Here is a 13,378-nt window from a genome sequence, read left to right as displayed (position 1 = left end):
CATCAACAGATCTTACGCCCATGGCAAACACAATGCTCGCTAAAAAGCCTTACCCCCTCCTCGCCCTGAGGGACATCGTCATCTTTCCCCATATGATCGTCCCTCTCTTCGTGGGGCGCAAAAAGTCCATACGCTGTATCAGTGAGGAACGCAAAAATAAGGCCGGGCTCATTCTTGCCACACAAAAAGATGTCAACGATAATAATCCCTCACCAGACGACATCTACGATATTGGCGTCTTTGGTAAAATCATGCAGTGCCTCGAATTGCCAGATGGCACCGTGAAAATCCTCGTGGAAGGACTTTCACGCGTCACCATTGTCTCTTACACCGATAATAAAGATTTCTTCGAAGTCCACGCTCAGCCACTCGCCCAAGAATGCCCACCCGCCCAAGACAATGACATGACGGCGATGGTGAGAACCGTGACAACCCTCTTCCAAGAATATGCACAGACAAGCGGAAAAATCTCCAGCGAGATGCTCACATCCCTCAGCAAAATCGAAGATCCAGCCCAACGCGCTGACACCATCGCCGCACACATCCCCCTACGTATCCAAGAAAAACAAGCCTTGCTCGCTCAAACATCCGTCCCGCAACGCCTTGAATCTCTCTCAGAGAAAATTCACCATGAAATCAATCTCCTCAAGGTGGAACAGCGCATCCAAAAACGCGTCAAAAAACAAATGGATAAAAGCCAACGCGACTACTACCTCAATGAGCAGATGAAAGCCATACAGCAAGAACTCAACGACAGCGAAGACGGGGGAGGCGACATCAAAGACCTTCACCAAAAAATCGAAAAAACAAAACTCTCGGCTGAAGCACGAGAAAAAGCCCTCAATGACCTCAAAAAATTACGCTCCATGAGCATGATGTCGGCAGAAGCCAACGTCATTCGCAACTACCTCGACTGGCTCCTCGATATCCCATGGAAGAAATACTCCTCGCAGAATAAAGACCTCCAACATGCTAAGACAATCCTCGATGAAGACCATTATGGATTACACAAAGTCAAAGAACGCATATTGGAACATCTCGCCGTACAACAAAGAACGAAACGCGTCTCTGGACCCATCTTGTGCCTCGTGGGACCACCTGGCGTGGGAAAAACGTCCCTTGGCCAGTCGATCGCGCGCGCTACAGGACGGGAATTCATACGCGTCTCCCTCGGCGGAGTCCATGACGAATCAGAAATACGCGGCCATAGGCGCACCTACATAGGCTCTATGCCCGGCCGTATCATCCAAGGCATGAAAAAATCGAAGACATCAAACCCGCTCTTTTTGCTTGATGAAATCGATAAATTGGGTGTCGATTGGCGAGGCGACCCCTCGTCAGCGCTCCTAGAAGTCCTCGACCCAGAACAAAATACGCACTTTAACGACCATTATCTCGAAGTCGATTACGACCTGTCAAAAGTCATGTTCATCACAACGAGCAATCGGTTGACCATGCAAAAGCCTCTCTTGGACCGACTGGAAATCATTCGCATAGAAGGCTACACAGAAGAAGAGAAAAAAGAAATCGCAAGACGCCACCTTATCCCTAAATTACAAAAACGGCACGGGCTTAAAGAGAATGAGTGGACCATATCCCAAGACGCCATGAGCCACATGATACAGGCCTATACACGCGAGGCCGGCGTGCGCAACTTGGAACGCGAACTCGCAAAACTCATGCGGAAAACCATCTATCGACTCGCCACCAAACAAGAGACGCCTGAGATGTTCGACAAAGAACATCTCCAAGACTATCTCGGCGTCCCCTATTATCAACGTAACGAACCCGACCCCCATAACCTTGTGGGCATCGTCTCAGGACTGGCATGGACAGAAAGTGGCGGTGATATTCTTACCATCGAATCCGTCTCCATGCCCGGCAAAGGAAAAGCCCTTTATACTGGCAAACTCAGTGATGTCATGCAAGAGTCCGTCCAAGCAGCCATGAGTTTCGTCCGCTCTCGAGCGCCCGCCTTAGGCATAGCGCCAGAATGCTTCGAAAAATATGATATCCATGTCCACTTTCCAGAAGGCGCTATCCCAAAAGATGGACCATCCGCTGGCATCGGTATCGTCCTCTCCATTGTCTCCACCCTGACAGACATCCCCGTCAACCGCCATGTCGCCATGACAGGTGAAATCACCCTCAGCGGACGCATCCTCACCATTGGCGGCCTCAAGGAAAAAATGCTCGCCGCCGCACGACATCATATGAAGAAAATTCTTATCCCGCACGATAATGTGAAAGACCTTGCCGATATACCAGAGGCCGTCAAAGAGACTATCGACATCGTCCCCATCCACCATGCCGATGACATCTTCTCTCACGCCCTGATGAAACCCCTGAAGCCTCTCGCCTCCGAAAACCTCAGCACCCACTCGTCACTCCCCACTCTCCCGAAAGAAGAGACAAAGGGCGTCGTGACGCACTAGAGAGAGAAGGAACATATCCACGCATTTTTTCTATGCATTCCATGACAGACCATGCTATGATGGGCTCACAAAGGAGGTGTCATGTCAGACGTTCATATGCATGGGATGTTTCATCATCTCTGCCTATCACACTAAAATTGTCATAACCCTCTCATATCATCCGTCATCTATCAGGAGGAAAAACAGCATGAATAAAAGCGATTTTGTCGACAACGTGTCCAACGCCAGCGGCTTGAGTAAGGCTGATGCGGGGAAAGCCGTCGATGCCGTCTTTGACTGTATCACGAAGGCCCTGACATCGGGTGATGATGTCCGCCTTGTTGGTTTTGGGACCTTCTCTGTCAGTAAGAGGAAGGCGCGCAAGGGGCGCAATCCCAGCACGGGACAGGAGATCGATATCCCCGCGTCCCAAGCCGCCAAGTTTAAAGCCGGCAAAAGCCTCAAAGAAGCCCTCAACTAAGCGAGGAGGGCATGAGGGAAAGGGTTAGGAGGGAAAGGCGCATCTCTCTCTTAACCCTGCTCTTGGGCGTGGCGTGAAAACGACGGGAGTCATGGGTATGGAAGTCATGATGATGGGAGTCATGATGATGGGAGTCGGGGGATAAAAAGGAGGAACGGAAGAGGGGGAGAGAGAAGGGAGCATAAGGGGGCGCATGGTCTGGGGGACATCATGGCGGGGCATGTGAGGGGGATGTATGGCCTGCAAGAGATAGAGGGGAGGGGCGATTAGCTCAGCTGGGAGAGCGTCTCGTTTACACCGAGAAGGTCGGGGGTTCAATCCCCTCATCGCCCACCGTGTGACGGTCTTAAAGTGTCATGTCATCCATGTCGTGGGCCCGCGACAAAGCGTGCTATTCTATGACATAGCACTCGATAATATCTCCCTCAGTCAAGCCTTCGGCCGTCTCTAAGGCAATGCCACACTCCGTCCCTGCCTTGACTTCCCGCGCGTCATCTTTCTCTCTCTTAAGTTGGCGTATGGATGTTTCCACAAGAGTCTCCTCCCCACGTAAAAGACGCACTCTTGTGCCAAGTTTGACGACACCCTCGACGACAAGACACCCCGCCACTTTACCAACCTTGCCAATATCAAAGACCTTTTTCACGGATGCCTTACCAAGCACCTTAATTTTTTCACTGCCTTCACGTTGGTCGAAATACTGGTGACGTATATCCTCAACGATATTGTAAATGATCGAGTGATTCATAATATCGACGCCATGCTTTTGTGCAAGCCGCCGCGCCATAGGGTTGGAACGTAAATTAAACCCTATAACACGCGCTCCTGTCGTCATCGCTAAGTCAACATCCGACTCACTGATCTCGCCAACACCGCCATGGACAATCTTGAGCTGACATCCCATCTCCTCCATGAGAGGATGTAAAATGGCTTCTATGGCCTCCACAGAACCCCGAGTATCCGCTTTGATAATGAGGGGAAGCTCTTGCACCTCACGGGCATACATCTCCATACGTTCCTCCATCGTTGGCCCGTGGACATTAGAGACGGCATGGCGTTTGCGCTGAGAGCGATAACGCACAACCTCTCTTGCCCGCAATTCGCTCGAAACAACAACAAATTCATCACCTGCCAACGGGACACCATCACAGCCTAAAATTTCTACTGGCTGAGAAGGATAGGCTTCATGCAACGCCACCTGCCGATGGTCTAACATAGCGCGCACGCGCCCCCATTGACGGCCAGCAACAAAAATCGCCCCTTTACGCAAAACGCCACGCTGAACCAAAACCGTGACGACAGTCCCACGCCCCTTATCCATACGCGCCTCAATGACTGTCCCCGTCACACTGCATGTTTGAGAAGCGCGTAAATCCATCAATCCCGCTTGCAAGAGAATTAACTCTTGCAAATGGTCAAGATTCTGCTTCTTCGTCGCTGATATTTCACACGCAAGAACATCACCGCGCCTCTTCTCCGTCACAACATGGTGCTGAAGCAAATCATCATAGATTTTCTCTGGATTCGCACCCTCCACATCCATCTTGTTCACGGCAATCACCACAGGCACATGCGCTGCCTGCGCATGGTTGATGGCTTCAATGGTCTGTGGCTTGATGCCGTCATTGGCGGCAATGACAATGATCGCCATATCTGTCACCGTCGCCCCACGAGCGCGCATCTTGCTAAACGCCTCATGCCCCGGCGTGTCGAGAAATGTTATCTTCTCACCCCCTGCACAGACGACTTGATACGCACCAATATGTTGCGTGATACCACCCTTTTCACCTTTCGTAATGTCGGAATCCTGCAACGCATCCAATAACGATGTCTTGCCATGGTCCACATGCCCCATGATCGTCACGACAGGAGGGCGCGGACGCAACGATGCAGGGTCATCGTCAGCCCCCTTGCCACCAAGCCCTAACTCGACATCGGCATCAGAAACACGCTTAATCTTATGGCCAAATTCAGCAACGATAATCTCGGCCGTGTCCTGGTCTATAGGCTCGTTGATACGCGCCATAATCCCCATCCCCATCAATGCCTTCACGACATCAGCACCACGCTCTGCCATGCGATTCGCAAGGTCAGCGACAATAATCGTCTCAGGAACGACAACATCGCGCGACAATTTTTGCCCCTTTGGCCGCACCACAGATTGGGCTTGCTCACGTTGTTTTTGCTGTTTCTGACGCGCCCGACGCACCGCCGCCATAGAGGCAATCCGTTCATCGCCATCCTCCGACAGAGAACGAGAAATCGTCAATTTGCCAAGACGCTTCGCATTGATTCCATGGTCATCCCGCTTTTCATAACGCGACGACACACGCTTCGAACGCCCCACCTTGCGATTCGAAGAACTGTCCCCTCGTGTGTCCGCGACGCCGACCTTGTCATCCCCCTTATTATCCCTTTTTTTGACAGGAAGGTGCGCTGGACTCTCATGACTCTCGTCCCCACCGATAGAAGGGCGAGACGACCTGTCATCGTCCGATAAGATCACCGCCTTGTCCGCCCCATCTTTCACATCCACAGGCAACGCACGCCCCTCCCAAGAACACCCCCCTTGTCCTTAAAGCCACGCCTCCTCTTAATCTCTACTTCGACCATGCGTGAACGTCCGTGGGCATAGCTTTGCCATAGGCGTTGCGTCTCCACCGGACGGCGCAATTTCATCTTCGAACGCCGTTCCCCCTCATGAGCCTTGTCATGTCCACCTTCATCCTTTGCCATCATATCACCCTATGCACTCTCATCCACATGACGTGGCCCATGAATTGCCCCTGAGGTTGCTTCTGGGGTTGCCTCTACCGCTTCCTCTTGTGCCTTTGTTGCCTTAACACCCTTTGTCGTCACCTTTTTCTTGGCGTCTGACGCCTTCTTCTCTTGTTCAAACCAATGGGAACGCGCCTGCATCACAAGAACCTCCGCATGCTTCCTCGTTATACCTTTCTTACGCACCATGTCATAGACATCATCACTCGCCAAATCAGCCAAATTGTCTCGTGTCTTGATATTGTTCTCTTGTAGGGCATTCAGTAAATGCTGCCAACGCTCAAAAGATATATCGATGGTCGTGTCCTCTAAACCATAAACACGCAACGCCTTATTCAAGGCGCGTTGCCGCTTTTTATAACTCTCACTGGCACGTTCCTTCAACTCTTTGGCGAGCTCCTTGTCAAAACCCTCTATCGCCTCTAATTCCTCCAACGACGCGCTGGCGATCTCCTCAATGTCGGAAAAACCCTCCGTCACCAACAGATGGGCAATGACATCCTCCACATCCAACATCTCGATGAACTTCTTCGAATGTTCCTCAAACTCCTGACGACGACGGTCAGACTCCACCTCTTCCGTGAGAATATCAATCTCCCAACCAACAAGCTGGGACGCCAAACGAACATTCTGACCACGCCTGCCAATGGCAAGACTCAACTGATTCTCAGGAACAACAACATCAATCCTCCTCAACTCCTCGTCAAGACGAACCTTCGAGACTTCCACAGGACTCAACGCATTAATGACAAATTGTGTGATGTTCTCTGACCAAACGATAATATCGATCTTCTCACCCTTCAACTCACCCACGACACTTTGCACCCGACTGCCACGCATCCCGACACAAGCACCCACGGGGTCTAAATTCGTATCATGAGAATGCACCGCAATCTTGGCGCGACTGCCGGGCTCGTGAGCAACAGCTTTGATCTCTATCACGCCATCATAAATCTCCGAAACCTCCTGCTTGAAAAGACCCGCCACAAACTGCGGATGGGCGCGAGAAAGAAAAATCTGTGGCCCCTTCCCCTCTCGCTTAACATCCATCACATAGGCGCGCACCCTATCATCACGATGAAAAACCTCACGACCTAACAGCTCCTGACGCCTGATAATGCCTTCTGCCGTCCCTAAATCAACAATGACATTGCCAAACTCAATGCTCTTGACCGTGCCATTAATGATCTCACCCACCTTATCCTTATAGTCTTCATATTGGCGCAAAAGCTCCGCCTCACGCACCTTCTGCCTGATGACATCGCGCGCCGCAAAAACAGCGTTGCGCCCAAAAGGAACAGGAGGCAAAGGCTCGATGAGCATGTCGCCAAGAGAAAGAGACGCGTCATAACGATGCGCTTGGTCGATGCTGATCTCACGCGCACGGGACGTCACATCCTCCACAACCTTGCGATAGCGCGCCATCGTTATCTCGCCTGTATGCCCATCAATATGCGCGCGAATGTCAAACTCTAACCCGTAACGCACACGCCCCGCACGAGTCAAGGCCTGTTCCATCGCATCCATCACCAACTGACGCTCTACATTCTTCTCAACAGCCACCTGCTCAACGACACGCAATAAATCGGCTGCACTTCCTTTACTCTTCGCCATACCTATCTCTCTCGATGTCACCCACACCCCCTTCTATCATAGATATGGTCACAACATAGCACATATCACAAGGGAAAAAAAGAGGGCATAGAGCCACAGCGCATGAGAGGACATCATGACACGCCCATCACATGACACGAGAATGGCCCCCATCGCATGGCGCATGAGGCATGGCACGAAGACATCCTATGCCCCCTCTGGCACGCCTCCCCGCCTACGCAATGTCCCGTGTCCCGTGCCCCATGCCTGCGCCCCTATCCCTTTTTTGTTTCTTTTGCCACCTTTGCCACCGCCCCACCGCTTGCCGCCGTCTTCGAAGGAGAGTCCTCTTCTTGTCCTTCCTCGTCCACCCCAATCCCCGCCTTCGTGCGCACAAGACTTTGCAAACGCTCCACAAGGCTGGGATGTTCCCGCAAGTGATTCTTGACATTCTCGCGCCCCTGCCCAATGCGTTCATCCTCGAAACTATACCATGCCCCCGATTTCTCGATAACGCCTGAAGAAACGCCTATATCGATCAACTCGCCCAACTGGGATATGCCTTCCCCATACATAATGTCAAACTCCGCCATACGAAAGGGAGGCGCCATCTTATTCTTAACAACCTTCGCCCTCGTCTGACTCCCTATCGTCACATCCCTGTCCTTAATGACACCCACACGGCGAATCTCTATGCGCACAGACGCATAAAACTTCAATGCCATACCGCCCGTTGTCGTCTCAGGATTGCCAAAGACAACGCCTATCTTCATCCTCGTTTGATTGATAAAAATGAGGACACAATGGGAACGAGACACCGAGCCCGATAACTTGCGCAACGCTTGACTCATAAGGCGCGCATGCAAACCCATATGGACGTCGCCCATCTCACCCTCCAACTCAGCTTTTGGCACAAGAGCCGCCACACTATCGATCACCAAGACATCAACAGCGCCAGAACGCACCAATGTGTCGGCAATCTCTAGAGCCTGCTCACCAGTGTCCGGTTGCGATATGAGAAGGTCATCCACATTAATCCCCAACTTCTGCGCATAAGAGGGGTCAAGAGCATGCTCGGCATCAATGAACGCACACGAACCACCCGCCTTCTGCGCCTCCGCCAAAATGTGCAAGGCAAGAGTCGTCTTGCCAGAAGACTCAGGACCATAAATCTCGGTGATACGCCCACGCGGAACGCCACCAATGCCCAACGCCACATCAAGACCGATAGACCCCGTGGATATAGACGATATATCCTCGTCAGCACCATCGCCATAGCGGCGGATACTTCCCCTGCCAAAATGACGCTCTATTTGACCAACGGCAGACTCTAGAGCCTTCTTCTTGTCCATACCCTTGCTGTTTCCCTTATCAAAAAGTGGCGTAACCGTCGCCGATGACGTTTTCATGATTCTCGCCTCCTCACCGACATAATCGTTATAAACTATTCCCACGATATTTTCGAGGGATTCTTGTCCCCCCTTGTATAAGAATAAAAAGAGAATAAAGCAAGAACAAAATGAGAAAAAAACACCATGCCAACGCCTTAATGCTCCAAGGCACGCATTCCAATGCGGGAAAGTCCCTTATCGTCACCGCCCTCTGCCGAGCTTACGCACGCCGCGGCATACATGTCGCCCCCTTCAAGCCACAAAATATGTCCACCAATGCCGCGATTACCCGTGAAGGCGGTGAAATTAGTCGAGCTCAAGCCCTCCAAGCCCGCGCTTGTCGTCTCGAACCGCGCAATGTGATGAACCCCCTCCTCCTCAAACCACAAAGTGGACACACAACGCATATCATCCTCAATGGCGCGCATATCGACACGACCAACGCATCGACATGGATGAAGAGAAGAGCCGATTTCCTTCCCGCCATTCTCGACGCCTATCAGCGCTTGTGTAAGGAATACGACCTTATCCTCGTCGAAGGAGCAGGCTCGCCAGCAGAAGCCAACCTCCCCCCGCCAGACATCGCCAATATGGCCTTCGCTGAAGCAAGCCGTATCCCCGTCCTCCTCATTGCCTCCATCGACAGAGGAGGCGTCCTCGCCTCCATCACAGGCACACATCTCTTGCTGTCACCTCAAGAACAAAGACGCGTCAAAGGATATATCATCAACCAATTCAGAGGACAGCGCCATCTCCTCGACCCAGCATTCCCCATCATCAAGCGCCATACCTCATGGCCATGCTATGGTATCGTCCCCTTTATGGACGAAGCACAGCATCTGCCGTTAGAAGATAGCCTCAGCCTCAAAGAACTGCTCGCCCACAAGGAACAGACAGAGCGCCAACAGCGCCAACACAGAACAAAAGAGACAATCCATATAGCCGTGCCTCTTATCCCTCATCTCGCCAATAGCGACGATTTCGACCCCTTGCGAAGTGACCCACAATGCCAACTTTCCTTTGTCCCTCCACAGCATAATATCCCCCCATGCGACATCATCATCCTGCCGGGCTCAAAATCTGTCATCAGAGATATGCAATTCATACGACAGCAAGGATGGGACATCGATATCTATGCCCACGTCAGACAAAAAAAACACGTGTTAGGATTGTGTGGCGGCTACCAAATGCTCGGCCACACCATCGAAGACCCACAAGGAATCGAAGGCATCAAGGGGCAGATAAAAGGGTTAGGCCTGCTCGATGTCACAACGCGCTTGATGGAACGCAAAATTCTCGCACAGAGCAACGCCATACACGTCAAAACACAACAATACGTCCACGGCTATGAAATCCATATGGGTATCACGAAGCAACGGCAACAATATCAGACCATGCTCGCCCCTTGCCACACAGAGCATAAAAACAAAAAACATATCGACGACCATGGCACAACATCGCCATGTGGCTTGGTGGAAGGATGTTATTTACACGCCCTCTTCGCCAATGATGGATTCCGCAACGCCTACATACAGCACATCACACACCATAGACTCCATAGCAATAACAGACTCCAATACCAAAAAGCGCTAGAGGATAGCCTCGACCGACTCGCCCACCATATAGAACAAGCCATCGACCTCGATGCATTACAAAAACTCGCCAGCACCCAAGAACCGCCATGATGTTTGTCTCGACAAGAAGAAAAAAATGTCATAGCATAGTGTGCCATGGCCTCCATACCTCCATAGGAACGCCCGCTAGACAACGTCATGCCCCCCAGCACACAGCACATGACACAACAGGACAAAGACACATTGCTCTTAGAGTCTTTGACGCAAACGCTCGAGAGCAATCCAAAGGACAAAACAGCCCTGCTCCATAGAGGCCATCTCTACAGAAATCAAGGCGACTATGCGCGCGCCATTGAAGACTATACGAAAGCGCTTGCCATCCAACCAAAGAGCCTCGATGTGCTTCTTAACCGAGGCAATGTCTATAGAAGTCAAGGAGACTACGACCGCGCCATCCAAGATTATACCAAAGCCATTGACCTAAAACCCCAACGGGCGGCTGAAGACTATATTAATAGGGGACGCACCTATCAAATGAAGGGCGATACCGCCACGGCGCTTCGGGACTATACGACAGCGCTCTCCCTTGAGCCAGATAATCTTAACGCTCTTATCAACCGAGGCAATACATATAGAGACCAAAGAGAATACGACCACGCCATCGGCGACCATACCCACGCCCTCACCCTCACGCCATATGACGCCGATGCCTTCCTCAACAGAGGAGACATCTATGTCATGAAGGGCGATACGGACAACGCTCTCAAAGACTATACGACAGCGCTTGCCTTAAACCGCTATGACCATGCCATACGTCTCAAAAGAGGCCTCTTTTTCTTTGCCCAAGGTCACTATGACGATGCCATTGAAGATTACACCCAAGCTATCGCCATCCTCGACCCCCTCGAGACAACGCCCGATGATGTCGCATCCTGCTACCTCCATCGAGGGAAAGCGCATGAGAGAAAGGGCGACACGGACAACGCTCTCAAAGATTATACCACGTGTATCGCCATAACACCCAATGATAAGACCCCCTACCTCCATCGAGCAGAGTGCTACACCAAACAAGGAGACGCAAAAAAAGCCTCTCTCGACTACGAGACATTCCACATCCTTACGTCACGTAACATATCAAAGACAAAAGACCATAAAAAAGCAGCTAAGCTCAAAGCCCAAGAGGCGAGAAGGTTGCTGTCTCAAGGCCATGCGCACAGGAATAACCATAACATACGCCCCGCCATAGAGTGCTACACGCAAGCCATCGCCATAGAACCACACAATCTCGATGCCATCCTCAACCGAGGCAATCTATACAGACATGCGCAAGACTATGACAAGGCCATCCAAGATTACACCAAAGCCATTGACCTAAAACCCCAAAAGACGCCTGAAGACTACGTGAACAGGGGACGCACCTATCAAATGAAGGGCGATACCACCATGGCGCTTCGGGACTATACGACAGCGCTCTCCCTTAACCCCGACCATCTTGACGCCCTTGTCAACCGAGGCAATCTATACAGGGACACGAAAGACTATGACAAAGCCATCCGCGATTTCACCAAAGCCATCGACTTAAGACCCCAGCAGATCACTCAAGATTATGTGAATAGAGCCCGCACCTATCAGATGAAGGGCGATGCCACCATGGCGCTTCGGGACTATACGAAAGTGCTCTCCCTTGACCCCGACCATCGTGACGCCCTTGTCAACCGAGGCAATCTGTACAGGGATATGAAAGACTATGACAAAGCCATCAAGGACCACACACGCGTTCTTACGCTCACACCCCATGATGGGGATAGCTATATCAATAGGGCGGATACCTATAGACGACTCAACAATGACACATTGGCAGACGCAGATTATAAAAAAGCCTTCGACCTCTGTGACGACAATGTGGAGGCACTTATCCGTCAAAGTCGCCTCCACAATAAAAGGCGCGACTTTCACCTTGCTCTTCGATGCTGTGAAAGAGTCATCGCCCTACAGCCAGACAATATCGAAGCCATCCTCGACAGAGGCAATCTACACAGAGATATGAAGAATTATGCCCTTGCTGAACGCGATTACGATGCCGTTATCGCCCATAACCCTGACAACCCCGTCCCCTATGCTGAAAAAATCATGATAGACCATCATCAAGGACGATACGACAGAGGCATCACAAAATTGACACAATTGCTCGAAAAATACCCACATTGTGATACCGCCTATGCCTACAGGGCGCATGCCCATGCCAATAAGGGCGATGATGACAAGGCTTTGCGTGATTTGTTACACGCCATCGAGCTCAATCCTCACAATGCTTACGCCTATTTTGGCATGGGTTTCATCCATTACCGCAAAGGACAACGGCATCAAGCCGAAAAGCGTTGGCGGCAGAGCCATGACCTTGGACTCGCTGGGGCATCAGAGACACTCCGCATATTCTTGTCTCTACAGGCGCATGTCTAAAATTCAATGCCAGATTGGGCGCGCATGCCTGCTTGATAGGCATGTTTGATATTCTTCATCTCTGTCACCGTGTCAGCGAGCTCCATAAGGCGCGCATCAGCGTTTCTCCCCGTGACAACAACATGGAGATGGGACGGGCGGGCGCGTAGCACGGCGCACACATGCTCTATGGATAAATAGCCATAGCGTAGAATGGAATTGAGTTCGTCCAGTATTAACATCTGCCACGTTGTCTTATCGTCGCGCGCTTCCTGCAACACCGTCTCTACTTGCTTCCATGCCCTCTCGGCGGCGCGTATATCGGCTGCCCTATCTTGGGTCTCCCACGTAAAGCCATCGCCCATGCTCTTAAATAAGAGCTTCCCCTTATGGGACGATGTCATGTCTTGGAAGAATCGGCGCTCACCAGTGCGCCATCGCCCTTTGGTGAATTGCACAACCGCAACGCCCATGCCCTGCCCTAAGGCGCGCAACGCCAACCCCAAGGCTGCCGTTGTCTTACCCTTGCCATTGCCCGTATAGACAAGCAAAACGCCGCGCCGCGCCATCGTCTTGGTCGAGAGTTCCTTATCCTGTGCCGCCTTGCGCAACGCTGCCTTGCGGTTAGCGCGCGCATTGCGCTCTTCTTCACTTTCTTGATACGCCTTCTGCTCTCCCATGCTCTTCTCCCACAAACATATCTCCACG

At 51.6% G+C, this 13,378-nt stretch carries 9 protein-coding genes and 1 tRNA gene; 5 read left to right on the top strand and 5 right to left on the bottom strand.

Annotated elements, in window-relative coordinates; genetic code table 11:
- The first annotated feature begins 20 nt into the window (after positions 1–20).
- From lon to GDA54_03305, 3 genes are all read left to right on the top strand, one after another.
- On the top strand, positions 21–2,435 hold the full coding sequence (gene lon / locus GDA54_03315) for an endopeptidase La (protein MBC6497334.1): 2,415 nt from the start codon (positions 21–23) through the stop codon (positions 2,433–2,435).
- Between the two features lie 100 nt (positions 2,436–2,535).
- Positions 2,536–2,895, top strand: coding sequence for an HU family DNA-binding protein (locus GDA54_03310; GenBank protein MBC6497333.1), 360 nt, complete (start codon positions 2,536–2,538; stop codon positions 2,893–2,895).
- Positions 2,896–3,155: 260 nt separating this feature from the next.
- Positions 3,156–3,228: transfer RNA gene (locus GDA54_03305), tRNA-Val, on the top strand.
- Between the two features lie 58 nt (positions 3,229–3,286).
- Here GDA54_03305 and infB read toward each other — a convergent pair.
- The 4 genes from infB to recA all read right to left on the bottom strand — a co-directional run bounded on the left by infB (position 3,287) and on the right by recA (position 8,618).
- Positions 3,287–5,437, bottom strand: a complete 2,151-nt coding sequence (infB, locus tag GDA54_03300; protein MBC6497332.1) for a translation initiation factor IF-2 — start codon at positions 5,435–5,437, stop codon at positions 3,287–3,289.
- The gene (locus GDA54_03295; protein ID MBC6497331.1) at positions 5,422–5,634 is read right to left on the bottom strand and encodes a translation initiation factor IF-2 associated domain-containing protein; all 213 of its coding nucleotides are present in this window, start codon (positions 5,632–5,634) and stop codon (positions 5,422–5,424) included. Before GDA54_03295 ends, infB begins: the two co-directional genes overlap by 16 nt.
- A gap of 6 nt (positions 5,635–5,640) precedes the next feature.
- A complete protein-coding gene (gene nusA, locus GDA54_03290; protein MBC6497330.1) occupies positions 5,641–7,287 on the bottom strand; it encodes a transcription termination/antitermination protein NusA in 1,647 nt (548 codons plus the stop codon).
- Positions 7,288–7,541: 254 nt separating this feature from the next.
- Positions 7,542–8,618, bottom strand: a complete 1,077-nt coding sequence (gene recA / locus GDA54_03285) for a recombinase RecA (GenBank protein MBC6497329.1) — start codon at positions 8,616–8,618, stop codon at positions 7,542–7,544.
- A gap of 167 nt (positions 8,619–8,785) precedes the next feature.
- Between recA and GDA54_03280 the strand changes: the two genes are divergently transcribed.
- Positions 8,786–10,342 (top strand): cobyric acid synthase, encoded by a 1,557-nt coding sequence (locus tag GDA54_03280; protein ID MBC6497328.1) that lies wholly within the window; start codon positions 8,786–8,788, stop codon positions 10,340–10,342.
- A gap of 108 nt (positions 10,343–10,450) precedes the next feature.
- On the top strand, positions 10,451–12,691 hold the full coding sequence (locus GDA54_03275; GenBank protein ID MBC6497327.1) for a tetratricopeptide repeat protein: 2,241 nt from the start codon (positions 10,451–10,453) through the stop codon (positions 12,689–12,691).
- Here the strand turns inward: GDA54_03275 and cobO are convergent.
- Entirely contained in the window at positions 12,688–13,350 is a 663-nt protein-coding gene (cobO, locus tag GDA54_03270) for a cob(I)yrinic acid a,c-diamide adenosyltransferase (protein MBC6497326.1), read from the bottom strand. The two genes, GDA54_03275 and cobO, sit on opposite strands and share 4 nt — an antisense overlap.
- Between the last annotated feature and the right edge of the window lie 28 nt (positions 13,351–13,378).

The organism is Alphaproteobacteria bacterium GM7ARS4 (assembly GCA_014332745.1).
Classification (GTDB): Bacteria; Pseudomonadota; Alphaproteobacteria; order GM7ARS4; family GM7ARS4; genus GM7ARS4.
Note: the sequence above shows the minus strand (reverse complement) of the source record. Positions and strands in the feature narration are given on the sequence as shown.

Coding starts and splice junctions, on each gene's coding strand:
- cobO (MBC6497326.1), bottom strand. CDS start 13,350: ATGGGAGAGCAGAAGGCGTATCAAGAAAGTGAAGAAGAGCGCAATGCG.
- nusA (MBC6497330.1), bottom strand. CDS start 7,287: ATGGCGAAGAGTAAAGGAAGTGCAGCCGATTTATTGCGTGTCGTTGAG.
- lon (MBC6497334.1), top strand. CDS start 21: ATGGCAAACACAATGCTCGCTAAAAAGCCTTACCCCCTCCTCGCCCTG.
- GDA54_03275 (MBC6497327.1), top strand. CDS start 10,451: ATGACACAACAGGACAAAGACACATTGCTCTTAGAGTCTTTGACGCAA.
- recA (MBC6497329.1), bottom strand. CDS start 8,618: ATGGACAAGAAGAAGGCTCTAGAGTCTGCCGTTGGTCAAATAGAGCGT.
- GDA54_03310 (MBC6497333.1), top strand. CDS start 2,536: ATGGGATGTTTCATCATCTCTGCCTATCACACTAAAATTGTCATAACC.
- GDA54_03280 (MBC6497328.1), top strand. CDS start 8,786: ATGAGAAAAAAACACCATGCCAACGCCTTAATGCTCCAAGGCACGCAT.
- GDA54_03295 (MBC6497331.1), bottom strand. CDS start 5,634: ATGATGGCAAAGGATGAAGGTGGACATGACAAGGCTCATGAGGGGGAA.